At 71.6% G+C, this 24,096-nt stretch carries 22 protein-coding genes; 11 read left to right on the forward strand and 11 right to left on the reverse strand.

Going from position 1 to position 24,096, the window contains the following annotated elements; all coding sequences use genetic code 11:
- Positions 1-70: 70 nt before the first annotated feature.
- Together OIE53_RS01535 and OIE53_RS01540 are read right to left on the reverse strand one after the other, a co-directional pair.
- Complete coding sequence (locus OIE53_RS01535; protein WP_327024751.1) at positions 71-4,303, reverse strand: WG repeat-containing protein; 4,233 nt, start codon at positions 4,301-4,303, stop codon at positions 71-73.
- A 383-nt stretch (positions 4,304-4,686) separates the two neighbouring features.
- Positions 4,687-5,247 carry a helix-turn-helix domain-containing protein gene (locus OIE53_RS01540; RefSeq protein ID WP_327024752.1) on the reverse strand — a complete coding sequence of 187 codons (561 nt, stop codon included), beginning with the start codon at positions 5,245-5,247 and terminating at the stop codon, positions 4,687-4,689.
- 66 nt (positions 5,248-5,313) lie between these two features.
- On the opposite strand from OIE53_RS01540, the gene OIE53_RS01545 reads away from it, so the two are divergent.
- Together OIE53_RS01545 and OIE53_RS01550 are read left to right on the forward strand one after the other, a co-directional pair.
- Positions 5,314-6,069: an AzlC family ABC transporter permease gene (locus OIE53_RS01545; RefSeq protein ID WP_327024753.1), complete on the forward strand. Its 756-nt coding sequence runs from the start codon at positions 5,314-5,316 to the stop codon at positions 6,067-6,069.
- Positions 6,063-6,371 carry an AzlD domain-containing protein gene (locus tag OIE53_RS01550; RefSeq protein ID WP_327024754.1) on the forward strand — a complete coding sequence of 103 codons (309 nt, stop codon included), beginning with the start codon at positions 6,063-6,065 and terminating at the stop codon, positions 6,369-6,371. Before OIE53_RS01545 ends, OIE53_RS01550 begins: the two co-directional genes overlap by 7 nt.
- 58 nt (positions 6,372-6,429) lie before the next feature.
- Here OIE53_RS01550 and OIE53_RS01555 read toward each other — a convergent pair whose 3' ends face one another.
- The 3 genes from OIE53_RS01555 to nadA all read right to left on the reverse strand — a co-directional run bounded on the left by OIE53_RS01555 (position 6,430) and on the right by nadA (position 9,866).
- Entirely contained in the window at positions 6,430-7,035 is a 606-nt protein-coding gene (locus tag OIE53_RS01555; RefSeq protein ID WP_327024755.1) for a DUF3043 domain-containing protein, read from the reverse strand.
- A 75-nt stretch (positions 7,036-7,110) separates the two neighbouring features.
- Entirely contained in the window at positions 7,111-8,466 is a 1,356-nt protein-coding gene (gene murA, locus OIE53_RS01560; RefSeq protein ID WP_013735182.1) for a UDP-N-acetylglucosamine 1-carboxyvinyltransferase, read from the reverse strand.
- Between the two features lie 224 nt (positions 8,467-8,690).
- Complete coding sequence (gene nadA / locus OIE53_RS01565; RefSeq protein ID WP_327024756.1) at positions 8,691-9,866, reverse strand: quinolinate synthase NadA; 1,176 nt, start codon at positions 9,864-9,866, stop codon at positions 8,691-8,693.
- 68 nt (positions 9,867-9,934) lie between these two features.
- On the opposite strand from nadA, the gene OIE53_RS01570 reads away from it, so the two are divergent.
- The 3 genes from OIE53_RS01570 to OIE53_RS01580 all read left to right on the forward strand — a co-directional run bounded on the left by OIE53_RS01570 (position 9,935) and on the right by OIE53_RS01580 (position 12,764).
- On the forward strand, positions 9,935-11,074 hold the full coding sequence (locus OIE53_RS01570; protein ID WP_327024757.1) for a glycerate kinase family protein: 1,140 nt from the start codon (positions 9,935-9,937) through the stop codon (positions 11,072-11,074).
- 152 nt (positions 11,075-11,226) lie between these two features.
- The gene (gene erpA / locus OIE53_RS01575; protein WP_327024758.1) at positions 11,227-11,595 is read left to right on the forward strand and encodes an iron-sulfur cluster insertion protein ErpA; all 369 of its coding nucleotides are present in this window, start codon (positions 11,227-11,229) and stop codon (positions 11,593-11,595) included.
- A gap of 191 nt (positions 11,596-11,786) precedes the next feature.
- Positions 11,787-12,764: a carbohydrate kinase family protein gene (locus tag OIE53_RS01580; protein ID WP_327024759.1), complete on the forward strand. Its 978-nt coding sequence runs from the start codon at positions 11,787-11,789 to the stop codon at positions 12,762-12,764.
- 352 nt (positions 12,765-13,116) lie between these two features.
- Here the strand turns inward: OIE53_RS01580 and OIE53_RS01585 are convergent, their stop codons facing one another.
- Complete coding sequence (locus OIE53_RS01585; protein ID WP_327024760.1) at positions 13,117-13,341, reverse strand: sulfurtransferase TusA family protein; 225 nt, start codon at positions 13,339-13,341, stop codon at positions 13,117-13,119.
- Complete coding sequence (locus OIE53_RS01590; protein WP_327024761.1) at positions 13,338-14,489, reverse strand: cysteine desulfurase family protein; 1,152 nt, start codon at positions 14,487-14,489, stop codon at positions 13,338-13,340. The genes OIE53_RS01585 and OIE53_RS01590 overlap by 4 nt, the downstream gene beginning before the upstream one ends.
- Positions 14,490-14,687: 198 nt before the next feature.
- Here OIE53_RS01590 and ctaC point away from each other — a divergent pair, with 198 nt between their 5' ends.
- On the forward strand, positions 14,688-15,659 hold the full coding sequence (gene ctaC, locus OIE53_RS01595; RefSeq protein ID WP_327024762.1) for an aa3-type cytochrome oxidase subunit II: 972 nt from the start codon (positions 14,688-14,690) through the stop codon (positions 15,657-15,659).
- 10 nt (positions 15,660-15,669) lie between these two features.
- Entirely contained in the window at positions 15,670-16,098 is a 429-nt protein-coding gene (locus OIE53_RS01600; RefSeq protein WP_327024763.1) for a cytochrome c oxidase subunit 4, read from the forward strand.
- Between the two features lie 376 nt (positions 16,099-16,474).
- On the opposite strand, the gene OIE53_RS01605 is transcribed toward OIE53_RS01600, so the two are convergent.
- The 4 genes from OIE53_RS01605 to OIE53_RS01620 form a co-directional block, all read right to left on the reverse strand.
- Entirely contained in the window at positions 16,475-16,669 is a 195-nt protein-coding gene (locus OIE53_RS01605; protein ID WP_327024764.1) for a hypothetical protein, read from the reverse strand.
- A 226-nt stretch (positions 16,670-16,895) separates the two neighbouring features.
- The gene (trpD, locus tag OIE53_RS01610) at positions 16,896-17,942 is read right to left on the reverse strand and encodes an anthranilate phosphoribosyltransferase (RefSeq protein ID WP_327024765.1); all 1,047 of its coding nucleotides are present in this window, start codon (positions 17,940-17,942) and stop codon (positions 16,896-16,898) included.
- Positions 17,943-18,023: 81 nt separating this feature from the next.
- Complete coding sequence (locus OIE53_RS01615) at positions 18,024-18,419, reverse strand: hypothetical protein (protein ID WP_327024766.1); 396 nt, start codon at positions 18,417-18,419, stop codon at positions 18,024-18,026.
- A gap of 162 nt (positions 18,420-18,581) precedes the next feature.
- The gene (locus tag OIE53_RS01620) at positions 18,582-19,565 is read right to left on the reverse strand and encodes a cytochrome c oxidase assembly protein (RefSeq protein WP_393338421.1); all 984 of its coding nucleotides are present in this window, start codon (positions 19,563-19,565) and stop codon (positions 18,582-18,584) included.
- Between the two features lie 108 nt (positions 19,566-19,673).
- Here OIE53_RS01620 and ctaE point away from each other — a divergent pair, with 108 nt between their 5' ends.
- The 4 genes from ctaE to qcrB all read left to right on the forward strand — a co-directional run bounded on the left by ctaE (position 19,674) and on the right by qcrB (position 23,943).
- Entirely contained in the window at positions 19,674-20,273 is a 600-nt protein-coding gene (gene ctaE / locus OIE53_RS01625) for an aa3-type cytochrome oxidase subunit III (RefSeq protein WP_327024767.1), read from the forward strand.
- Between the two features lie 67 nt (positions 20,274-20,340).
- Positions 20,341-21,180, forward strand: a complete 840-nt coding sequence (gene qcrC, locus OIE53_RS01630) for a cytochrome bc1 complex diheme cytochrome c subunit (protein ID WP_327024768.1) — start codon at positions 20,341-20,343, stop codon at positions 21,178-21,180.
- A 70-nt stretch (positions 21,181-21,250) separates the two neighbouring features.
- Positions 21,251-22,327 carry a cytochrome bc1 complex Rieske iron-sulfur subunit gene (gene qcrA, locus OIE53_RS01635; RefSeq protein ID WP_327024769.1) on the forward strand — a complete coding sequence of 359 codons (1,077 nt, stop codon included), beginning with the start codon at positions 21,251-21,253 and terminating at the stop codon, positions 22,325-22,327.
- Complete coding sequence (gene qcrB / locus OIE53_RS01640) at positions 22,324-23,943, forward strand: cytochrome bc1 complex cytochrome b subunit (RefSeq protein WP_327024770.1); 1,620 nt, start codon at positions 22,324-22,326, stop codon at positions 23,941-23,943. Before qcrA ends, qcrB begins: the two co-directional genes overlap by 4 nt.
- Positions 23,944-24,096 lie beyond the last annotated feature (153 nt).

Below are 24,096 nucleotides of genomic sequence, written 5' to 3' on the forward strand. Positions count from 1 at the left end.
GCGCCCCGACCCAGGTCCGCCGGGTCGACCACCTCGCCAGGGCTCGCCGGGTGGCGAACGCCTCCCCGGGTCAGAGCAGGGGAGTCGTGTCGGTGAGCAGCGCCTCGATCTCGGCGATGACATCGTTCGGGTTGCCGAAAACCGGGTCGATCAGCGGCCCGCCCCGCCGGTCCAGGGCACCCCACCGGCCGATCCCGTTGGTGGCCAGGAAGGCGACCGGGTGGATGAGCAGCGCCGGGTGGGCGGGGGTGACGATCACCTGGCCGGTCCGGTCCACCACACCCTTGCGCCCGGCCAGGTCGACCACGGCCAGGCCCTCATCGGTGAAGCCGTCGACGTACCGGCCGTCCGCGAGCAGGGTGTGGAAACCGTGGTACCGGGTCGGCACCACGATCTGGCCGGTCAGGTCGACCGCCCCCCAGCCCTCGCGGCGGACGGCCGCCACCCCCTTGCGGAAGGGCCGCACGTCCGCGAAACCAGGGGGTACGACCACCTCGCCGGTGGTGTCCACGGCCAGCCAACCGCTGTTGTCCCGTACCACCCAGGCCAGGCCGTCGGAGAACGGCCGGGCAGCCAGGTAGGTCGGCTCGACCACCACCTCCCCGGTCAGGTCGATCAACGACCAGTGCTCCGACTCCGGTCCACGCACCCAGGCCAGGCCCTCGGAGAAGGGCTGGGCCTCGGCGTACCGGGCCGGCACGACCAGGTCACCGGCGCCGTCCGCGTACCCCCACAGACCCTGATCGCCGTCGCGGGCCGGCACCGGACCGCGCTCCCGGTCCAACACCTCGTCGGCACTACGGGGGTACGGCCCGAAGCCCCGTAGGGCGGCTCGGGTCGCCACCGCGTCCAGTCCGATCCGGACCCGGGCGAGCAGTTCGGCGTCCCCCTCCCCGCGCAGGTCGAGAGCCCGCTCGAAGTGGTGACAGGCCTCCATCAACCGGCCCTGGTCGTAGCAGCACCGCGCGGCGTGTTCGTGCAGGGCGGCCCGCAACCGGTCCGGCAGCTCTACCGAGTTAGCCTCCGCGAACAGCCGGTCGGCCTCGGCGAACTCGCCCCGCCAGCGCAGCACGTGCGCCAACCGGGCCTGGGCCAGCGCCACCCGACGCAACTCCCCGGTCGCCTCGGCGTAGGTCAGGGCCAGCCGACCGTCGTCCAGCGCATCGTCGAGGTCACCGAGCACCCGGGAGGCCACTGCCCGCAAACTCAGCAGCCGGGCGCGGGAGCGGTTGTCCAGGGCCGAGGCGAGCTTGTCGGTCAACCGGTCCCGTACCGTCCGCAGCTCCTGCGGGTCCTCCACGACCTCGCGCAGCTGCTCCGGGTCCAACTGCCAGCGGTACCCGGCCAGCACCTGCTCCGGGTCAGCCGGCGGCTCCGGCTCCTCGTCAACCGTCGACTCGGTCGCATCGTCGGCCGCTGATGCCTCGGCCACCAGGGCGTCGTCGTCCGGCGGTACGACGTCGGCTGGTGCTGCTTCGGCCGCCGAGGCGATGTCGGCAGCTGGTACATCCTCGGCCGATGGTGCGTCCTCAGCCGGTGGTGCGTCCTCAGCCGGTGGTGCGTCCTCAGCCGGTGGTGCGTCCTCGGCCGGTGGTGCGTCCTCGGTCGCTGGCACGTCGTCGGCTGGCGGTATCACCTCGGCGGGAGGTGCGTCGATCGCTGATGCTGCCTCGGTGGCCGGTGCTGACGGGATCGGCGCTGCGGGCGCTGCGGGTGGTGCGGAGACCGGTGCGGTCGCGGCCGGTGTGACGGATTGCGGTGTGGCGGTGGCCGGCGGTCCGGAGACCGGTGCCATGGGGGGTGACGGCTGCTCCCGGGTGGCAGGCGGAGTGGAATCCAGGGTCGCGGGCAGAGTGGGATCGGGAGTCGCGGGCGGGATGGTCGCCGGTGTTACCGCCGTCGGCAGACCCGCCGCCGACGTGGAGGTGGCCGCAACCGACGGTGCGGAAGGCGGTGCCGATGCGGGTAGCGGTGGGATCAGGGGCGCGGAAGCCGAGGCGGGCGGTGCGGAGACCGGCGTGGTCGCGGGCGACGCCGACACCGGCGGAGTGGCCGGTGGTGCGGACAGTGATGGCGCTGGCGGCGCGGACACCGGTGGGGAGGCAGGTGGTGCGGACACCGGCCGGGTGGCCGGTGGTGCGGAGACCGGCGTGGTGGCGGGTGGCGCGGACACCGGCGTGGTGGCCGGTGGCCCGGACACCGGCGGAACAGGCTGTGTCGGGCGGCCTGGTAGGTCCGTGCTCTCCGGGGCGACGGCAGGGCTGGGCGCGGGCGAGCCGAACCATGCCTGAAAACCCTCCGGCGGCGAGTTGACCCCTGCGGAGGCGGCCGTCTCCGCCGCTGGCGGGACATACCGGCCGGGCGGCGGGGTGACCGGCGGCCCGGAGACCGGGGTGGACCCAGGAGGGTCGTCGGTCGGGGCAGCCACGGGCGCGTCGAGGTGTTCGAATCGCGAGCCACCCAGCGGCCAGTGGCTAGGCGGCGCGGAGACCGGCCGCTGGGTGGATGGCGCGGAGACCGGTCGGTAAGTGGGTGGTGGGGTGGCCGGGGGTGCTGAGGCGACCGTCGGGGTGGGGACCGGGGGCGGGGTGGCCGCCATCGGCTGGTCGTGCAGGGGTGCGGGCCGGACCTGGTGGTCATGCAGCGGCGCCGGGCGTACCTCGTGCTGGTGCAGCGGTGCGGGCCGTACGGTCTCCCCCGGCGCGGCCCGGTCGGACCCGGAGGCGACGGGCCGCTCCTGGCTCGGCCGGGATGGCTGGTGCTGGTCGGGGCGCGGGAAGCCGGGGCGCTGCGAACTCGGGCCGGGGGTGCCCGGCCAGTCGGGTGCCGGGGCCGAGGGCCGGTCGGGGTGCGGGCGGAAGCTGTCGGGCCGGTCCTGGCCCGGGGCGGGGGAGACCGGACGGGCCCGCCCGGCGGCGGGGGAGACGGGGTGCTCGGGGGCCGGGGAGACCGGGCGGGCGGTCCGCTCGGGGGCGGGGGAGACGGGCTGTTCCGGCACCACGGACAGGTGCCGGCGGGACGGGTGGTCGGCGGCGGGGGAGACGGGGTGGTCGGCGTCCGGTCGCTGCGCGGCCGGGCGGTCCATGAACCGGTCCGGTCCGGGCCGCTCGGGGATGCGCCGGTCGTCGCGTCCGGGTTGGTCGCCGGGGCCCGGGGCCACCGGGCGCTGGTACTCCCGGTGGCCTCGACCGGTGCCGGGGCGCATCGGGCCGGGCTCCGGCCAGGGCAGGTCCCGGCGTGGCGGTTCAGGGTGCCGCTGCGGGTCCCGGGAAATCGGCTCGGTGCGGGACCGCTCCGGTGCGCGGGTCCACTCGTCGCGCGGCCCTCGGACCGGCTCGTCGTCGAGGTAGCCGTCCGGGTAGGGGGCGGCCTCCGGGTCACCGACACCGAACTGCTCCCGGTAACCCTCCACGCGGGGCTCGTCCTCGTGGCCGGGGTGGCCGGGATGGCTGCTCCACTGGTAGCGGGGGCGTCGTGCGGGGTCGCCTGACCGGCGGTCGACCTCCTCGGCCGGCCGGTACGCGGCGGGACGCTGGCCTTCCTGACCCGGCTCGGGCACCCAGCCGCGCTCCGGCGGTCCGGCCGGCGACACGGGCGCGCCACGCCGGTACTGATCCCGATCCGGCGGCTCGGGCCGAGCCGGCCGTCGGGGGTACCGGTCGGGGTCCTGGTCGCGCCACTGTGGTTCGTGCTGCGGATACCGGTCCGGCTCTCGCCGGTCGGCCTGGCGCCGGTCGGGTTCGGGTTCACCTCGGGAGTACCGGTCGGGGCCGCGTCGCTCGTGCGAGGTGAAGCCGCCCCGATCCCGGCGGTCGTGGCGCGAGGGGTATCCCTCGGGCTGGGCGTACCGGTCGGGAGTGCGGTGGGTCGGCGCTCCGGTGCCACCGGTCGCCTGCGGACCCATGTCGGACCAGGTGACCCCGTCGCGGCCGCGTACCGGCTCGGCCGGTGCCGACCGTCGCTCCTCCGGTCGCCCCGGGTGCGGGAAACGGTCGTACGCGGGTGGGCTGTTGCCCCCGTCGGGACGGCGGTGACCGGCGGCCTCCTGCCGACCCGGCCAGCCCTCGGGCTCGTCCTCCCAGGACCGACCCACATAGGTACCGTCCGGTCTGGTCGGTGCCAGGGGTGGCACCTCGGCCCGCCCGATCGCGCTCGCCCGGCCCCTGGGCCGTGGCTGGTGATGGTCCGCGCCGTCGTCGCCCGGGTAGCGCTGGCCCGGGAACTGTGGCTGCCATTCGGTCGTCGGCTCGACCATCCAGGACGGCTCGGGGGGATCACCCCACCGGTCGTAGCCGCGACTCATCCGCCGAACCTGTCGTACCGGCCAGGACCTGGTCGGCGGGTCGGGTGACACTCGGCCACGGCCGGGCCCGGCTGCTCGGCGGCGGCCACGCGACGCCGGCGGGTCGGCGTCCGCTCACTCACGGCCGCGCCCCGATGGTCGGCTCGCGTCCGCTCGCTCACGGCGAATGTCACCTCGTCGGAAATGGTCGCTGGGCACCTGCCCGGAGTCGGCCAAACTTGCTCGTCCCGGCACCGAATGGCTGCGGATGGAGGGTAGCGGCGCGAGCTTGGTCAACGCCACTGTGGCGCTCGCGCCGGCCCCAAACGTTATCCAGTGGATCCGGGCATGTGGGTGCCTTCGGTCAGATCGGACCTAACAGGATGAGCCAGGCGGGCCCAGGCTCAGGGATGTTCCATGATCAGTACGACGAAGGTGCCCGGTTCGAGAGCCTCATAGCGGTGCGGGGTGTCCCCGGGAAAGGTGGCGTAGTCGCCCGGGCCGAGTTCCACCTGCTCGTGCTCCGGGCCGCAGAGCAGTCGGCCGGCCCCCACCACCAGGTGTTCCACCGTGCGTGGGGTGTGTGGCTCGGCGCTGCGGACCCGCCCCGGCTCCAGTTCGAGGAGGTAGACGTCCCGGCGGGCGTGGGCCGCACCGGCGGTCAGCAGGGTGGCGGTGAAGTCCGCGTGCTCGGAGTGGACCCGGGGGCCGTCACCGGCCCGGATCACCCGTACGGCGTTCGCCGGTGGCTCGACCAGGCGGCTGAAGGGTATGTCGAGCGCCACACCCAGGGCCCACAGGGTCTCCACGCTCGGGTTGCCCAGCCCGGCCTCGAGTTGCGACAGGGTCGACTTGGCGATCCCGGCCCGGCGGGCCAGTTCGGTCAACGAGATGCCGACCCGCTGCCGTTCCTGGCGGAGAGCAGCGGCGATGGTGGCCAGCGGGGGCGAAGGATCCGCGGACATTGTTCGCTCCGTCGGTCAAGTTGTTCTATTTGACGAACATGAGGGGCGTGTTCATCATGATGGACTATGCGTACGCCAGAGCGAACAGCGGGGGCCGGGATGCTCCGCGACATCGCGGCCATCGGGGCGGCGATGGTCGCCGTCGGCGCCTCGTTCGGGGCGGTGGCCGTGGCCGCGGGACTGCCGGTCTGGGCGGTCATCGCCATGTCCGTGCTGGTCTACGCCGGTGGTGCGCAGTTCATGGCGGTCGGGCTGGCGGCTGCCGGCAACCCGGTGGCCGCCGTACTGGCCGGGTTGCTGCTCAACGCCCGACACCTGCCCTTCGGGCTGGCCCTCGGCGACACCCTGGGCCGCCGACTGTGGCAACGGCTGCTCGGCAGTCACCTGATGACCGACGAGGCGACCGCCTTCACCCTCGCCCGCCCGGCCGGTGAACTGCGGCGCAAGGCGTTCTGGCTGGCCGGCATCCTGCTCTTCGTGGCCTGGAACGCCGGTACGGTGCTCGGCGCCCTGGCCGGTGGGGCGGCCGGAGACCCCGCCGCCCTCGGACTGGACGCCGCCTTCCCGGCAGGGCTGATCGCCCTGCTGCTGCCCGCCCTGCGGGACCGGGACACCCGACGGGCGGCCGTGGGCGGGGCGGCCCTGGCGGTACTGACCACGCCGGTGCTGCCGGCCGGGCTGCCGGTCCTGCTGGCGCTGGCCGGCCCGGCGCTGCTGGCCGCGCACCGACTTCGGCGGCCTACGGCCACTCCGGAGGTCGTCGAGGAGTCCCCGGTCTCGCCCGAGCCGGTGCCGGCCGGTCGGAAGGAGTCGTCGTGCTGATCGCGGTGATCGTGGCGCTGGCCGTCGGGACGTACACCTTCCGGGTCGCCGGGGTGCTGCTGCGGGACCGGCTGGACCTGCCCACCTGGGCCCGGCAACTGCTGCCGGTCGCCGCGGCGACCCTGCTGGCGGCCCTGGCCGCGACCGCGACCCTGACCGAGTCCGGTGCCTTCTCCGGCTGGGCCCGGCCGACCGGGGTGCTGGTGGGCGTGCTGCTGGCCTGGCGGCGGGCGCCGTTCGTGCTCGTGGTGATCGCCGCGGCGGCCACCACCGCCCTGCTGCGCCTGCTCGGGGTGCCCTGAGGCGCAGCCCGGGCCGGTGGTTCCAGACCGGTCGGTGATTCTAGACCGGTCGGTGATTCTAGACCGGGTCGCCGATGGAGACCCGGGGCTCCGGGGTACGCAGCTTGCGGAAGGTGATCGCCCGCATGATCGCGTAGAGGTACAGCGACCCCATCCGCTGGGTGGACTGCGGGTAGCGGGTCCGGACCAGCTTCTTGATCTTGCGCGAGATGAAGACCGAGTCGATCACTACACCGAGGGCCAGAGCACCCCACAGCAGGTTGGCGGCCAACCGGATGCCCGGGGGCATCGCCTGGTTGGACCCGATCAGCACGATCAGCGCGCCACCGAAGAACCAGGTGCCGACGGTACGCCGGGAGTCGACCACGTTGCGGGCCAGCAGCCGCTCCGGGCCCCGGTCACGGGGGCCACCCTCACGCCGGAACTCCGCTGACGCCTCGGCCCGCCGCTGCCGCCGCAGGGCCTTGGCCTCCTCCTTGCTCAGCGGCTTGGTCGTACCCGGTGGGCGACGGCCACTGCTGGGGCGCTTCGGCGTCTCACGCCCCTTGCTGGGGGTGTAGTTGCGCGGACGACCGGCCTCGGACTCCTCTTCCTCGGCCGGGGTCAGCGGCTCGGAGGCGGGGTCGACGAGGTCGGCGGACTTACGACGAAACAGCGACGGCACGCGGCAAGGGTAGCCAACGCGCCGTGGTCGCCGCACATCGCGGGTGCGACGGCCACGGGCGTGGTGTGGCAGGGATTACGGCCGCTCGACGTGGGCGCCGAGGTCGGCCAGCTTGGCCTCGAAGTCCTCGTAGCCCCGGTTGATCAGGTCGACGCCGTACACCCGGGAGGTGCCCTCGGCGGCCAACGCCGCGATCAGGTGGCTGAAGCCGGCCCGCAGGTCCGGGATGACCAGGTCGGCCGCGTGCAGCTTGCTCGGCCCGGCGATCACCGCGGAGTGCTTGAAGTTGCGCCGGCCGAAGCGGCACGGGGTGCCGCCCAGGCAGTCCCGGTAGACCTGGATGTTGGCGCCCATCGAGTTGAGCGCCTCGGTGTAGCCCAGCCGTTGCTCGTAGACCGTCTCGTGCACGATCGACAGGCCCCGGGCCTGGGTCAGCGCCACCACCAGCGGCTGCTGCCAGTCGGTCATGAACCCCGGGTGCACGTCCGTCTCCAGCGCGGTGGCCTGGAGTTCGCCGCCGGGGTGCCAGAAGCGGATGCCGCCCTCCTGGCCCGGCTGCCCCGGGCGCGGCGGGCGGGTGTCGGTGACCTCGTACTCGCCGCCGATCGAGCGGAACACGTTCAGGAAGGTCATCATGTCGGCCTGCTCGGCGCCGAGCACCTCCACGTGACCACGGGTGGCCAGCGCCGCCGCCGCCCAGCTCGCCGCCTCGATCCGGTCCGGGATCGGCCGGTGGGTGTAACCGTGCAGCTTCGGTACGCCCTGGATCTCGATCACCCGGTCGGTGTGCACCTTGATGATCGCGCCCATCTTCTGCAGCACGCAGATCAGGTCGATGATCTCCGGCTCCACGGCGGCGTTGCGCAGCTCGGTGACCCCCTCGGCCATCACCGCGGTGAGCAGCACCTGCTCGGTGGCGCCCACACTCGGGTACGGCAGGGCGAACTTGGTGCCGTGCAGGCCGTTCGGCGCGGACAGGTGCAGCCCTTCCGGGGTCTTCTCGACCGTCGCGCCGAACTCGCGCAGCGCCTGAAGGTGGAAGTCGATCGGTCGCGGCCCGATGTGGCAGCCGCCCAGGTCCGGAATGAAGGCGTGGCCGAGGCGGTGCAGCAGCGGCCCGCAGAACAGGATCGGGATCCGGCTGGACCCGGCGTGCACATTGATCTGGTCGGTGCTGGCGCTTTCCACGTTCGCCGGATCGAAGACCAGCTCGCCGTCCTCGACCCCGTCGCTGACCTTGACGCCGTGCAGCCCGAGCAGGCCCCGGACCACCTCCACATCACGGATCTTCGGCACGTCGAACAGCCGGCTGGGGCTGTCGCCGAGCAGGGCGGCGACCATCGCCTTGGAGACCAGGTTCTTCGCGCCGCGCACGCGGATCCGCCCCTGCAGGGGGGTGCCTCCGTGTACGACCAGGACGTCGTCGGTCAACGCAACCTCCAGCGCGTGCGTGCTGTCGTTTCGATGTGGGAACACCACGGGTCGCTACCCGGGCAACGGTCGCGCTCAAACTCACGCGGCACGTTTCTCGTCGCCCGGCAGCATAGCCCTCCGTGATGAGAATGGATCCCGTCACACCACATACGAGGGTATTTATCGGCGATCCGGCACTTTGGCGTACCAGGGTTGTTACTGAGGGTGATGGTGGTTCCGGGTCAGGCGCCGGGCAGGGCGAGCATCTGATCCAGGGCTGTACGGGCGTGGTGTGCGGTGTCGGGGTCGACCGTGATCTGGTTGACCACCCGGCCGGCGACCAGCTCCTCCAGCGCCCAGACCAGGTGCGGAAGATCGATGCGGTTCATCGTCGAGCAGTAGCAGACCGCCCGGTCCAGGAACATGATCTGCTTGTCCGGGTGGGCCAGGGCGAGCCGGCGTACCAGATTCAGTTCGGTGCCGATCGCCCACGCGGAACCGGCCGGCGCGGCCTCGACGGTCCGGATGATGTACTCGGTCGAACCGACCAGATCGGCGGCGTTGACCACCTCGTGCCGGCACTCCGGGTGCACCAGCACGTTGACCCCGGGGACCCGTTCCCGGACGTCGTTGACGCTCTCCAGGGTGAACCGCCCGTGCACCGAGCAGTGCCCTCGCCACAGGATCATGCGGGCGTCGCGGAGCTGCTCGGGGGTGAGCCCGCCGCCCGGCTTGTGCGGGTCGTAGAGCACACAGTCGTCCAGGGTGAAGCCCATCTCCAGTACGGCGGTGTTGCGGCCCAGGTGCTGGTCGGGCAGGAAGAGGACCTTCTCACCCTGCTGGTAGGCCCACTCCAGGGCCCGCTTGGCGTTCGACGAGGTGCAGACCACCCCGCCGTTGCGGCCGACGAAGCCCTTGATGTCGGCCGAGGAGTTCATGTAGGTCACCGGCACGGTCTGGGCCGCGATACCCAGGTCGGTCAGCACCTCCCAGGCGCTCTCGACCTGGGGCAGCGCCGCCATGTCCGCCATCGAGCAGCCGGCCGCCAGATCCGGCAGGACGACCCGCTGGGTGTCCGAGGTGAGGATGTCGGCGCTCTCGGCCATGAAGTGCACACCGCAGAAGACGATGTACTCCGCGTCCGGCCGGGCGGCGGCCTCGCGGGCCAGCTTGAACGAGTCGCCGGTCACATCGGCGAACTGGATCACCTCGTCGCGCTGGTAGTGGTGGCCCAGCACGAAGACCTTGTCGCCCAGGGCTGCCTTGGCCGCCCGGGCCCGCTCCACCAGGTCGGGGTCACTAGGTGCCGGAAGATCACCCGGACACTCCACGCCACGCTCGGTGGCGGGGTCGGCGCCGCGGCCCAGCAGCAGCAACGCGGTGGCGGTGTTCGAGGGCTCAACCCAGGTCGACGTCACGCCACCCATGGTCCCACAGCGGGACACGCGCGCAGCCCGCGCCGCTGTGGGCTGCCACACTGCCAGACATGCGCGTACTGCTCTGCCCGGACAAGTTCGCCGGCACCCTGCCCGCACCCCAGGTGGCCGCCGCCGTGGCCGACGGTTGGCGGCAGGTGGCCCCCGACGACGACCTGCTGGTCAGGCCGCTGGCCGACGGCGGCCCCGGCTTCCTCGACGTGCTCGCCGAGGCGCTGCCCGGGCGGCGGGTCCCGGTGGACACCCTCGACCCCCTGGGCCGTCCGACCGCCGGTGAGATCCTGCTCACCGACGAGGGCGCGACCGCCTGGCTGGAGAGCGCCCAGGCGTGCGGGCTGCACCTGCTGGACCCGACCGAACGCGACCCGAAGACGACCACCTCGTACGGGCTGGGGCTGCTGATCACCGCCGCGGTCGAGGCCGGGGCCCGCACGGTCGTGGTCGGGCTGGGCGGCTCGGGAACCAACGACGGGGGCGCGGGGATGCTCGCCGCGCTGGGGGCGGTGGCCCTGGACGACACCGGGGCCGCCCTGCCGTACGGGGGTGCCGCGCTGGCGGCGGTGGCCGCCCTCGACGGCACCCCCCGACTGCGCGAGGTACGCCTGATCGCCGCCACCGATGTCGACAACCCGCTGCTCGGCCTGCACGGGGCCAGCAACGTCTTCGGGCCGCAGAAGGGCGCAGACCGGGCCGACGTGCTGCTGCTCGACGCCGCGCTGCAACGCTGGGCCGAGGTGCTCCAGCAGCACCTGCCCGGCTGCCCCAGCGGATTGGGTGCGCTGCCCGGCGGGGGAGCGGCCGGGGGTATCGGGGCCGCCCTGCTGGCCCTCGGGGGCCGGTGCGAGTCCGGGATCGGGCTGGTCAGTCGGGCCGTCGACCTGAATGTCGCCCTCGACGAGGTGGATCTGGTCATCACCGGGGAAGGCAAGTTCGACCACCAGTCGCTGCGCGGCAAGGTGGTCGCCGGTGTCGCCGGTGCCGCCCGGGACCGGGGCGTACCGTGTGTCGTGCTCGCCGGTCAGGTGAGCACCGGGCGCCGGGAGGCGGCCTCGGTCGGGGTGACCGAGGCGTACAGCCTGGTGGAACACTTCGGCGGCGAGGAGCGCGGCGGCCTGGCCGCGGCGCTGGACCGCCCGGGGGAGGGGCTGCGGGCCCTGGGTGCCCGGTTGGCCCGCCAATGGAGCCGCTGACGGGTTCGGCACCGCTGCGGCTGGTCACGCCACCGGGTGGGCGGACCGCGAGCGGCCTACAATCGGAAACTGGACCACTGTGGGAATCGCTGACCGGCGACTGATGTTGGCCAGGGGAAGACCACACCTAACGCGCGCAGGGAGAATTCCACGTGACCACGCCAGCGCAGACCGAGTCGACCGAGGCCCAGGCCCCCACGTCCGTCGTCCTCACCGACGTCGCGGCGCAGAAGGTCAAGGCCCTGATCGAGCAGGAGGGCCGCGACGACCTGCGGCTCCGGGTCGCCGTGCAGCCGGGCGGCTGCTCCGGCCTGCGATACCAACTCTTCTTCGACGAGCGCTCCCTCGACGGTGACGTCGTCACCGACTACGACGGTGTAGAGGTCGTCGTCGACCGGATGAGCGCTCCCTACCTGGCCGGCGCCACGATCGACTTCGCCGACCGGATCGACGCCCAGGGCTTCACCATCGACAACCCCAACGCGGGCAACTCCTGCGCCTGCGGTGACTCCTTCAGCTGAGTCGATTTCACGACTGAGGGGGACGGTCCATCGGGCCGTCCCCCTCAGTCGTTCCTGGTCCCGGCGCAGGGCCGATGGCGAGGCTCCCGAGGATCTTGACCAGGGCCGGAGTCCGGGTCCGACGGAGTGGTCGGTCGGGGGCCGGAGGGCGATAGGCTGTCCGGGCTCTGCCGCCGACCCTGAGGGCTGCCATGAAGATCGCCGTGACCGGCTCGATTGCCACCGATCACCTGATGAGCTTCCCGGGTCGGTTCGCCGATCAGCTCATCGCCGACCAGCTGCACAAGGTGTCGCTCTCCTTCCTGGTGGACGACCTGGTGCTGCGCCGGGGCGGGGTGGCGGCCAACATCGCGTTCGGCATGGGGCAGCTGGGTATGCGGCCGGTGCTGCTGGGTGCCGTCGGCGCCGACTTCGCCGACTACCGCTCCTGGCTGGAGCGGCACGGGGTGGACTGTGACTCCGTGCACGTCAGCGAGGTGGCCCACACGGCCCGTTTCGTCTGCACCACCGACACCGACATGTGTCAGATCGCCTCCTTCTACGCCGGCGCGATGAGTGAGGCGCGCAACATCGAGCTGCGGCCGGTCGCCGAGCGCCTGGGCGGTCTCGACCTGGTGCTGGTCGGCGCCAACGACCCGGCGGCGATGCTGCGTCACTCCGAGGAGTGCCGGGAGCGCGGCTACCCGTTCGTCGCCGACCCCTCACAGCAACTCGCCCGGATGGACGGCGAGGATGTGGTGGGGCTGATCGACGGCGCCGAGTACCTGATGACCAACGACTACGAGAAGTCCCTGCTGCAGAGCAAGGCCGGGCTGAGCGACGACCAACTGCTGGACCGGGTCCGGATCCGGGTCACCACCCTGGGCAAGCACGGGGTGGAGATCGCGGGGAGGGAGATCGACCCGATCCACGTGCCGATCGCCCGGGAGGCCCAGGCGGTCGACCCCACCGGGGTCGGGGACGGCTTCCGCGCCGGCTTCTTCACCGCACTGTCCTGGGGGGTGGGGCTGGAGCGCGCCGCCCAGGTCGGTTCGCTGCTAGCCGCCCTGGTGCTGGAGACCGTCGGCACCCAGGAGTACCAGGTACGGCGGGACCTGTTCGTCAAGCGCCTGGCCGAGTCGTACGGCGACGAGGCGGCCGACGAGGTCCGTCCGCACCTGCTGCCCTGACGGTTGCCGGCGCGCGTCCGGGGTGCGTTGGTCTTCAACGATCTGCACAACGATCGCGGCGTCCCGCTGGTGCAGACCTACGCCATGCCGCCCGCCACCACCTGGGATCAGGTCCGGTCCGGAGTCGCCGGTCAGCTCGACGGATGGAACGAGGTCGGGGACTGCACCGACACCGGGTGTCGCCGATTCCCACCTGTGGCCCGACAACACCTTCCTGGTGATCGGCTCCGCCCGCGGCGCCAACCGCTGACAACGCGCCCTGTGGCGACGACCGCATGCCGGATCAGCGGGCATCACGTTGTTAACAGGGGGCCCCGCCTATGCGCGAGGCGTTAATAAGGTGCCCTTCCTTTTACTGTCGGCGGCGGACGTGGTGGGCGGAGCCGGTGGTGCCGAGGAACTCCTGGTCGCGCATCCGGCACCAGGCCGGAATGTCCACCGCCGCCGCCGGGTCGTCGGCCAGCACCCGCAGCACCGCGCCGACCGGAAGCTGCGGCAGCCGGCGGGCCAGCGCGATCACCGGCAACGGGCAGCGCTGACCGAGACAGTCGAGGACCTCGTCGGGTTCGGCGGTCACAGCCCGACCACCCCGGCCTCGGCCCGCAGGTCGGCGACGATGCCGGGCAGTTCGGCGAGGAACCGTTCCACCTCCGCCTCGGTGCTGCCGGAGTGCAGCGAGACCCGGACGTTGCCGTGCGAGAGCACCCCCATCGCCTCCAGGACATGCGAGGGTCGCAGGGTCGAGGAGGTGCAGGAGGAGCCGGACGAGACCGCGAAGCCGCGGCGGTCCAAGGCGTGCAGCAGCGCCTCACCGTCGACGTACAGGCAGGAGAAGGTCACCAGGTGCGGCAGCCGGTGCTCGGGATCACCGACCACCTCCACGTCCGGCACCTCGGCGGCCACCCGGGCCCGGATCCGGTCCACCAGGGGCGCCAGCCGGGCCGCCTGGGCCGCCGCGTCGGCCGCCGCCGCGCGCAGGCTGGCCGCCGCCGCGACCACCGCCGGCAGGTTCAGCGTGCCGGGGGTACGCCCCGACTCCCGCTCGTCGGCCGGCCAGGGCGACTCCCACCGGGTGCCCTTGCGGACCACCAGCAGCCCGACGCCGGGCGGGCCACCCCACTTGCGGGCGCTGGCGGTCAACACCGACCAGCCCTGCGGTATCGGCAGCCGCCCCACCAGCTGAGCGGCGTCGATGTAGAGCGGCACCCCCGCCTCGCCGCAGGCCGCCGACGCCGCCTCGACCGGCTGGATGGTGCCCACCTCGTGACTGGCCGCGATCAGGGCGGCCAGCGCCACCCCGGGGCCGGTTACCGCCCTGGACCAGGTCTCCAGATCCAGTCGGCCCAGCCGGTCCACCGGCACCTCGACGGCGACCCCTCCGCCCGCCGTGTGGCGCTGCGCGGCGTGCAGCACGGCGGAGTGCTCGATCGCGGAGTGGACCAGCACCTCACCGGCCCGTCGTCGCCCCAACAGGCCCCCGAGCACGGCGGAGTGGGCCGCGGTCGTACCGCTGCTGGTGAAGGAGAGCTCGTCGGGGCGTACCCCCAGGGTCTGCGCGGCGGCCTCGCGGGCGGCGTCGAGCAACTGACGGGCCCGCCGGGCGGAGGTGTACAGGCGGTCGGGGTCGGCCCACCCGTCATCGAGGGCGGCAAGTAGCGCCTGCCGGGCGACCGGGTGCAGCGGCGCGGCGGTGGCCGCGTCCAGGTAGACCGGGGATGGAATCACATCTACCTACGCTATCGCCCCCGGCCGCGACAAGATCCCCCATCCGGGGGCGGACAGTGACCCCAACCGGGTCGAGCCCGTCATGGTCGAGTAATCTGCGACCGTCGGTGACGCCTTTGCCGCTGGTGTGGCGGCTCCGCTCGGCGGAGCCGGCCAGATCGAAAAAGACACCGCGGCGCGCTAGGGAGGCAGGACCAGGTGGTCGCAAGGAGTTCGGAGGTACGGCCGACGGCCGTACGGCGCAGCGCATCTCCGCCAGCCGGTGCGCGGCGGGGGCGTCGTGCCGGGCGTCTCGCCGGGCTCGGATTCGGTGGGGCGGCGCTGCTGGTCCTGCTCACGGGCTGTGATGTCGGAGCGGCGTTCGGGGGCTTCGGCTGGCCGCAGGGTGGCATCACCCCGGAGGCCCGGCAGATGTACGACCTGTGGATCGCCTCGTGCATCGCGGCGCTGGCGGTCGGCGTCTTCGTCTGGGGCCTGATCTTCTGGTGCGTGGTGCGGTACCGCAAGCGCGGTAACGAGCTGCCGGTGCAGACCCGCTACAACCTGCCGATGGAGTTCCTCTACACCATCGCCCCGGTGCTGATCGTCGCGGTGCTGTTCTACTACACCGCGGTCGTGCAGACCGACGTGGTGAAGACCAGCCGCAACCCCGACGTCACCGTCGAGGTGGTCGCCTTCAAGTGGAACTGGCAGTTCAACTACCGCGACGGCCAGGGTGTGGACGCCAACACCACCGCCTCGGTGCTGGGCACCAGTGAGGTCATCCCGATCCTGGTGCTGCCGAGCAACCGGTCCATCCGGTTCGAGGAGACCAGCAAGGACGTCATCCACTCGTTCTGGGTGCCGGAGATGCTGTTCAAGCGGGACGTCTTCCCGGGCAGCATCCGCAACGTCTTCGAGGTCTCCTCGCTGGAGTCCGAGGGTGCCTACGTGGGCCGGTGCGCCGAGCTGTGCGGTAGCTACCACGCCTTCATGAACTTCGAGCTGCGGGTCGTCTCGCCGGAGAACTTCGACCGCTTCCTCGCGGCCAAGCAGGACGGTGCCACCACCCAGGAGGCGTTGACCGCGATCGGCGAGGAGCCGTACGCGATCACCACCAAGCCGTTCGAGACGCGGCGTACCCAGGACAACTTCAACCAGGGCAGCGCGCCGCTGGGCGCGGGAAGCTGAGGCGGCGGCCATGAAGACCGAGTGGCGCATCTTCTTGACCATTGCCGCGTTCCTGCTCTTCGCATGCTTCCTGTACGGCGGCTGGACCTGGGCCGACTCGGGTGGCCGCGTGGAGTGGATCGGCACGGTGGCTCTGCTGCTGTCGTTCCTGCTCTGCTCGATGTGCGGTGGCTTCTTCTGGTTCGTCTCCCGCCGCATCGACCTGCGCCCGGAGGACCGGCCGGACGCTGAGATCGCCGACGGTGCGGGCGAGATCGGCTTCTTCAGCCCCGGCAGCTACTGGCCCTTCGCCCTGGCGCTGGCCGCCACGATCGCCGGCCTGGGCCTGGTGTTCTGGCAGATGTGGCTGCTCGGCCTCGGCGCGGTAGCGGTCATCTTCGCCGCCTGCGGCCTGCTGTTCGAGTACTACACCGGCACCCGCCGCACCGCCGAACACTGACCCACCCTCTCTCCGACACCACGAAGGCCCGCCTCCCCCCAGGGAGGCGGGCCTTCGCACATCCACACCTTTCCCCGGCGCCCCGCCCGTGTCCGGCGTCCCCGCCCTGTCCCGCCCCATCCCACCCCACCCCGGCCCGGCCCCGCGTCCTTGCCCCGCCTCTTCCGCCCCGCGTGTCGGCGGGCAGGCACGCCCTCGCGCCGTCGATCTTGCACTTTCAGTCGCCTTTATGCCCGCATATGAGGCTTTTGCGGAGACAGAAAGTGCAAGATCGGAGCGGCAGCGGAGGCGCGGAGGCGGGCGGAGCGCGGGGTGTGGCGGAGGGCGGGGTGGGTGAGCGCGTGGGGGTGAGTGCCTGCGTCGGGGGTGGGGTGGGTTAGGCGGCTTGGCGGGGGGTGGTGTGGGGGAGGAGGGTGCGGGTGATCGGGGGGAGGGCGGCTAGGAGGAGGGCGGTGCCGCAGCGGGTGCAGGCCAGTTCGGGGCAGGCCGAGCCGTGGCCGTCGAGGCAGGGAGGGGCCTCGAAGAGTTGGCGGTCCCCGCAGGTGTCGCAGTGCAGCTCGCGCTCGGCCATGATGACTCCTCCGTTCGGCTGGGCCGCGACTGTGCCTGCCGCCCGGCGGGACGCTCGGGCCGGCCGTCGCGGCGACCACCGCCGACGATCGTGGGAATTACTCGCCTGTAGCTTCCCACGCGGCCCTGACACTTCTGCCGCAGCCCACCACCGTGACCAGGCCAGCCAGTGCACCCCCCCGCAGCCCGCTGCGGATCACCCGCAGCCTGAGCGGGAAGCGCCGGGGTCAGGCGGTGCGGGCGACCTCGATCCAGCGGTCCAGGGTGCGGGCGGCGGCGCCGGAGTCGATCGACTCGGCGGCCCGTTCCAGGCCGGGGCGCAGCGCGGTGGCCAGGTCACCGTCCAGCGGTCCCTGGGTGGCCAGCGCCGCGGCGGCGTTGACCAGGACGGCGTCGCGTACCGGGCCGGGCTCACCGGCCAGCAGGCGACGGGCCACCTCAGCGTTGTACGCGGCGTCACCGCCACGCAGGTCGGCCAGGGTGGCCCGGGGTACCCCCAGGTCGGTCGCGTCGACCACGGCCTGCCGGACGGTGCCGCCCTGGGCTACCCAGAACCGGGTGGGCGCGGCCGTGCTGAACTCGTCCAGGCCGTCCTCACCGCGCATCACCAGCACGGAGTCGCCCCGGGCGGCGAACACGGCGGCCATCACCGGAGCCATCGTGGCGTCGAAGCAACCGACCGCACCGGCCCGGGGACGTGCCGGATTGGTCAGCGGGCCGAGGAAGTTGAAGGCGGTCGGCACCCCCAGTTCCCGGCGTACCGGGCCGGCGTGGCGCATCCCGGGGTGGAACCGGGCGGCGAAGCAGAAGCCGATGCCCACCTCGGCCACACACCGGGCCACCTGCTCGGGGCCGAGATCCAGCGGTACGCCGAGGAACTCCAGCAGGTCGGCGGTGCCGCAGGAGGAGGAGGCCGCCCGGTTGCCGTGCTTGACCACCGAAACCCCGGCACCGGCGACCACCAGGGCGGTCATCGTGGAGATGTTCACCGTGTGAGCTAAGTCCCCGCCGGTGCCGACCACGTCCAGGGCGCCGACGCGTACCTGCTCGGGCAGTTCGACCGGGACGGCGCGGCTCAGCATCGCCTCCACCAGCCCACCCACCTCGGCCGGTGTCTCGCCCTTGGCCCGCAGGGCCACCGCGAACCCGGCGATCTGGGCGGGGGCCGCCGAGCCGGACATGATCTCGCCCATCGCCCAGGATGTGTCGGCGGCGGAGAGTTCCTCCCCGCGCAGCAGCGCGGTGAGCAGGTGCGGCCAGGTCCGTTCGCCCATAGCGGGCCTCCCGAGCAGACGAGTGCGGGTGGGGGACCGGCGCCGGCTCCTCCGGCGCCGTGGCGGTGCCGGTGTGATGCCTCAGGCGGGGGTGTGGGTCCGCAGCAGCTCGGTGACCGTGGCGGCCGCGGTCACCGGGTCGAGGGGGTGCACCAGGGTGGCGTCTACCTCGGCGTACGCGGCGAGCCAGCGATCCGCGGCGCGGGCGATCACCACGCAGGTCGGGGGGGCCTTCTCGAAGTCGTCCTTGATCTGCCGGGCGATGCCGATGCCACCACCGGGGGAGGCCTCACCGTCGAGCAGCATCAGGTCGATCTCGTAGTCGTCGACCAGCCGGACGCACTCGGCGTAGGTGGACGCCTCGACGAACTCGATGCGCAGATCGGCCGCGGGGCGGGTGCCGACGGCGAGCCGCATCCGGTCCCGTACCTGTGGGTCGTCGCTGTAGAGCAGGACGGTGCACAGACGATCGCTCATGCCGACACTCCGCTTCGCTTCCTGCCGCTCGCCACCGAGGACCGCGGCGAGCCGGGTGACCCGCCCGCTGATGGCTTCGAGACGGCTTTCACCTCGTAGCTGCGTGGCCGATCGTACCGGTCGGGGTGCCCTGCACCGCACGCCCCCCGCTGAGGTGACAGGTCAGCCGGCGGCCTCGGCGGCGCGTTCGCGGGCCTCCTGACGGTCCAGGTCGCGGTCGACCCGCCGGGCCTCCCGTTCGGCGTGCCGCATCCACTGCACGACCAGTACGGCGAGCATCGTCACACTGACGAACTCGCCACCGGCCCACAGGATGCCCCCGGCGAGCACCTGGTCCTCCCAGGGATCGGCCCAGCTCAGCCCCAGGGAGGGGTACCAGTCGCCGCCGAAGAGGGTCGAGCTCTGCATGATGGTCAGGCCGAGCACGGTGTGGAACGGCACCGACAGCAGCATCAGCAGGGCCCGGGCCGGGTACGGCCAGCGGCCCGGCAGCGGGTCCAGGCCGAGCAGCGGCCAGAAGAACACGCAGCCGGTCATGATGAAGTGCGCGTGGACCAGCTCGTGCGCCCAGACGTGTTCCAGGGTGTAGCGGTACAGGTCGGTGAAGTAGAGCGCGAACGGGTTGACCACGAAGATGGCGAAGGCCACCAGCGGGAAGGTGTAGATCCGCGCGATCCGGCTGTGCACCACCGCCAGCAGCCGCTTGCGGGGCACCGGCGGCAGGGTCCGCAGGGCCAGGGTCACCGGGGCACCCAGGGCCAGGAAGATCGGCGAGATCATGGACAGCACCATGTGCTGGACCATGTGCACCGACAGCAGGGTGGTGTCGTAGGCGTGCAGCCCGCTGAGGGCGACCGAGGCGATGCCGCCGAGGCCGGGCCCGAGGAAGAAGACCGTACGCGCGATCGGCCACCGGTCGCCGCGTATCCGCAGGCGGTGCACCCCGTAGAGGTAGAGGCCGGCGGCCAGCACCAGGACCACGGCCAGCCAGTTGTCCAACTTGGCCTCGGTGAACACCGTGGTCACCGAGAAGGGTGGCGGGGTGGCCTCGGCGGCCAGCGTCGCGGCCCCACCCGGGCCGGTCAGGCCCGCCGTGAGCTGCGGCGCGGCCGGTACGGCCGGGAAGATCGGATCGACGTGCAGCACGCCAATCAGCCTAGGTCAGGCGAACCGGACGGTACCGATCGGGCCATCTGTACCTGGGTTTGGCCACCCCGCTGATCGCCTGCCGTGGTCAAGGGCAATAATGACCGCGTGACTGCGGCCCCAGCCATTGACAAGAGCCGGATCCACTCTCTGACGCGTCCCAACATGGTCAGCGTCGGGACGATCGTCTGGCTCTCCAGTGAACTCATGTTCTTCGCGGCGTTGTTCGCGATGTACTTCTCCATCCGCGCGGCGGCGCCGGAGCAGTGGGAGAAGCACACTGCGGTACTCAACGTCCCGTACGCGACGACCTTCACGGCGATCCTGGTGCTCTCCTCGATCACCTGCCAGATCGGTGTGTTCGCGGCGGAGCGGGGTGACGTGCACGCGCTGCGGCGCTGGTTCACGATCACCTTCGTGATGGGCCTGATCTTCGTGATGGGCCAGGCGAACGAGTACCGCGAGCTGGTGCACCACGGCATCAAGATCAACGAAGACGGCTACGGCTCGATGTTCTACCTGACCACCGGCTTCCACGGCCTGCACGTGATCGGTGGACTGATCGCCTTCGTGATCTTCATGATCCGTACCACGATGGGCCGGTTCACCCCGGCGCAGGCCACCTCGGCGATCGTCGTGTCGTACTACTGGCACTTCGTCGACGTCGTGTGGATCGGGCTCTACGCCATGATCTACTGGCTCCAGTGATCTTGGCGCCCGCGCGCCGTCGCTCCACCCCCTGAGACAAGGTCCAAACCGGTTAAGGACACAGCTCATGACTTCTGACAACGACCGCCGACGCGGTCTGCTCGCGCGGCTGCGCGGGCGGCCCGTGGCGCGCAGCAGGGGCCGCCGTCGGCTGGGCGCCGCGGTCCGGCTGGTGGCCGCGTTGATGCTCGCCGGCGGCGCGTACACGCTTCTCGCTCCGAGCGCGTCGGCGCAGGACAACCCGCCCTTGAGCGGTGCCGCCGCCGACGGCAAGGCGCTGTTCGACGTGAGTTGTGTGACCTGTCACGGTCGCAACGCGCAGGGGGTCGAGGGGCGCGGGCCGAGCCTCATCGGCGTCGGCGCGGCCTCGGTCGAGTTCCAGGTCAGCACGGGCCGGATGCCGATGGCTCGGCAGGAAGCCCAGGCGCAGCGCAAGCCCGAGGTGTTCAACCCCGACGAGATCGACCAGCTGGCCGCGTACGTGCAGCAGCTGGGTGGCGGTCCGACCATGCCGGCCGGTGACAACCTGCACGCCGACGGCAATGTCGCCCTCGGTGGCGAGCTGTACCGGATCAACTGCGCGCAGTGCCACGCCTTCAGCGGCGGCGGCGGTGCCCTCTCCTCCGGCAAGTACGCGCCGAGCCTCTCGCCGGCCACCGATCGGCAGATCTACGCCGCGATGCTGAGCGGACCGCAGAACATGCCGGTGTTCGGCGACAACCAGATCACCCCGGAGCAGAAGGCGGACATCATCGCCTACATCCAGAAGTCGTTGAACAACGACGCCGACCCGGGCGGTCTGTTCAACCTGGGCCGCTACGGCCCCTCCACCGAGGGTGTGGCGATCTTCCTGGTCGGCATGGTCGCGCTGGTCTTCGCCAGCTTGTGGATCGCAGGCAAGTCGTGATCGAGCTGATCTCCCGAGTCAGTGCTGTGGTGCCGCCACGGGCCGGTGCCGAGCGGAGCGAGGTGGCGGCATGAGCACCCACACGGCCCACCCGGGCCACGAGCAGGTCGACGTGCACGACCCTCGGCTGAGTCAGTTCGACATCGTCCGTGAGGGCGCCCGCCGCGACGACATCGAGATCGTCCACTACGAGCAGCAGGTGCTGCCGGGCAGCAAGGCCGAGCGCCGGCTGGTCCGTACGGTAGCCGCGATGTTCCTGCTCACCGGCCTGGCCGCGACGGCCTTCCTGGTGGTCTACATCTGGTGGCCGTGGGAGTACGAGATGGGTCGCGGGGGCGACAAGCTCTACACCCCGCTGCTCGGTCTGACCCTCGGTGTGGCCCTGCTCGGACTGGGCTTCGGCATTCTCACCTGGGGCAAGAAGCTGCTGCCCAAGGAGGTGTCGATCCAGGATCGGCACGAGGGCGCGGTCTCCAGCGACGACCAGCGGATCACCGGGCAGACCATGGCCTACATGGCCGACGAGCTGGGCGTCAAGCGTCGTCCGCTGCTCGGTGTGTCGCTGCTGGCCGGCCTGGCGCCGGTCGGTGCGGTCGCCGCAGCGCCGCTGGTGGGTGGATTGATCTCCAACCCGCACAAGAACAACCAGATGATGACCACCGGGTTCAGCCCGCAGGACGGTCAGAAGATCCGACTGGTACGCGAGGACGGCCGCCCGATCCGGCCGGCGGACATCAGCGCCGGTGGCCAGATCACGGTCTTTCCCGGGATCGAGCACGGGGTGAGCAACCTGCACGCCGACTCGCCCACCCTGCTGATCCACCTGCGCGAGGCCGACGCGGAGATGTCGCGCCGCAACAACGAGCGGGTGGGGCACGGCGGCTACATGTGGGGCAACTACGCCGCCTACTCGAAGATCTGCACGCACGCCGGCTGCCCGGCGAGCCTGTACGAGGAGCAGACCAACCGGCTGCTCTGCCCGTGCCACCAGTCGCAGTTCCTGATCACCGACAACGCCAAGCCCATCTTCGGCCCGGCCAGCCGGCGACTGCCTCAGCTGCCCATCGAGGTGGACGCTGAGGGCTACTTCGTGGCGAAGTCCGACTACACCGAAGCTGTCGGGCCCGACTTCTGGGAGCGGCCGTGAAGCGGCGCAAGTTTGACATGGCAGCGTTGCCCGGCAAGACCGGCCGGGCGGTCGACGAGCGCTTCCAGGTGGCTACCCCGCTGCGCCGGCTGCTGAACAAGGTCTTCCCGGACCACTGGTCCTTCCTGCTCGGCGAGATCGCGCTCTTCTCGTTCATCGTCCTGCTGCTGACCGGTGTCTTCCTGACCTTCTTCTTCGAGCCGGCGATGACCGAGGTCATCTACAACGGCAGCTACGCCCCGCTGCGGGGCACCCCGATGTCGGCCGCGTACGCCTCGACCCTGGACATCTCGTTCGACGTCCGGGGTGGCCTGATCATGCGGCAGATGCACCACTGGTCCGCGCTGCTGTTCATGGCCGCGATCGTGGTGCACATGCTGCGGGTCTTCTTCACCGGCGCGTTCCGCAAGCCGCGGGAGACCAACTGGATCATCGGTTCGCTGCTGTTCTGGGTCGGCTTCCTGGCCGGCTTCACCGGCTACTCGCTGCCGGACGACGGCCTGTCCGGCACCGGTCTGCGGATCGCCTCGGCGATCATGCTGTCCATCCCGGTGATCGGCTCCTGGGTGACCTCCTCGGTGTTCAGCGGGGAGTTCCCCGGCACGATCATCATCAGCCGGTTCTTCATCGCCCACGTGCTGCTCGTACCGGGTCTGCTGGTCGCGCTGATCAGCGCCCACCTGGGGCTGGTCTTCAAGCAGAAGCACACCCAGTGGCCGGGCCCGGGCCGGACCAACGGCAACGTCGTCGGCGAGCGGATGTTCCCCCGGTACGCGATCAAGCAGGGCGGCTTCTTCATGGTCGTCTTCGGCGTGATCGCGCTGATGGGCGGTCTGTTCCAGATCAACCCGGTCTGGCTGTTCGGCCCGTACGAGGCCTGGGTGGTCTCCGCGGCCAGCCAGCCCGACTGGTACGTCATGTTCCTCGACGGCTCGACACGGTTGATGCCGGACTGGGAGATCTTCATCCCGATCGGCGAGGGTTATGTGATTCCGCCGTTGTTCTGGCCGACCGTGGTGCTACCCGGCATCCTGGTGATGCTCTCCCTGTTCTATCCGTTCATGGAGGCGCGTTACCTGAAGGACTACCGCAGCCACAACCTGCTCCAGCGTCCCCGGGACGTGCCGTTCCGCACCGCCCTGGGCATGATGGCCATCACCTTCTACGTGATCCTGACGCTGACCGGTGCGAACGACGTCATCGCCGACAAGTTCCAGATCAGCCTGAACGCGATGACCTGGGCCGGCCGGATCGGTCTGCTGATCCTGCCGCCGGTGGCGTACTACCTCACCTACCGCATCTGCCTGGGTCTGCAGCAGCACGACCGGGAGGTGCTGGCCCACGGCGTGGAGACCGGCATCATCCGACGGCTGCCGGACGGTCGGTTCGTCGAGGTGCACCAGCCGCTCAGCTCGGGCGGCGAGCACGGCGAGCTGCCGTACGTCGGTTGGGTCGTGCCGAAGAAGATGAACCGGCTGGGGGCCCTCGGCCCGGCCATCCGGGGCTTCTTCTACCCGATCGAGAAGCCCGCTGAGGCGCCGGTCTCCCCGGGACACCCCCCGGTCGAGTCCCGCGCCGAGCGGGAGGAGATCGGCAGCGGAGACAGCCGCAGCTGAGTAGAACCGCATAGTGGTACGTGGCGCCCGTCGGATGATTCCGGCGGGCGCCACGCCCGTATTCGGCCTTCTCCCGCCTCGGCGGAGCTTCCCGCCCCTCACCGGGACGCAGGAATAACCCCGGTCAGCCGGGTATCCGTGCGGTCCAACGTC

Origin of the sequence: Micromonospora sp. NBC_01739, assembly GCF_035920385.1 — a bacterium.
Classification (GTDB): domain Bacteria; phylum Actinomycetota; class Actinomycetes; order Mycobacteriales; family Micromonosporaceae; genus Micromonospora.

Coding starts and splice junctions, on each gene's coding strand:
- OIE53_RS01600 (WP_327024763.1), top strand. CDS start 15,670: ATGAAGACCGAGTGGCGCATCTTCTTGACCATTGCCGCGTTCCTGCTC.
- OIE53_RS01615 (WP_327024766.1), bottom strand. CDS start 18,419: ATGAGCGATCGTCTGTGCACCGTCCTGCTCTACAGCGACGACCCACAG.
- OIE53_RS01580 (WP_327024759.1), top strand. CDS start 11,787: ATGAAGATCGCCGTGACCGGCTCGATTGCCACCGATCACCTGATGAGC.
- OIE53_RS01545 (WP_327024753.1), top strand. CDS start 5,314: ATGCGTACGCCAGAGCGAACAGCGGGGGCCGGGATGCTCCGCGACATC.
- trpD (WP_327024765.1), bottom strand. CDS start 17,942: ATGGGCGAACGGACCTGGCCGCACCTGCTCACCGCGCTGCTGCGCGGG.
- OIE53_RS01535 (WP_327024751.1), bottom strand. CDS start 4,303: ATGAGTCGCGGCTACGACCGGTGGGGTGATCCCCCCGAGCCGTCCTGG.
- OIE53_RS01540 (WP_327024752.1), bottom strand. CDS start 5,247: ATGTCCGCGGATCCTTCGCCCCCGCTGGCCACCATCGCCGCTGCTCTC.
- OIE53_RS01570 (WP_327024757.1), top strand. CDS start 9,935: ATGCGCGTACTGCTCTGCCCGGACAAGTTCGCCGGCACCCTGCCCGCA.
- qcrA (WP_327024769.1), top strand. CDS start 21,251: ATGAGCACCCACACGGCCCACCCGGGCCACGAGCAGGTCGACGTGCAC.
- OIE53_RS01605 (WP_327024764.1), bottom strand. CDS start 16,669: ATGGCCGAGCGCGAGCTGCACTGCGACACCTGCGGGGACCGCCAACTC.
- qcrC (WP_327024768.1), top strand. CDS start 20,341: ATGACTTCTGACAACGACCGCCGACGCGGTCTGCTCGCGCGGCTGCGC.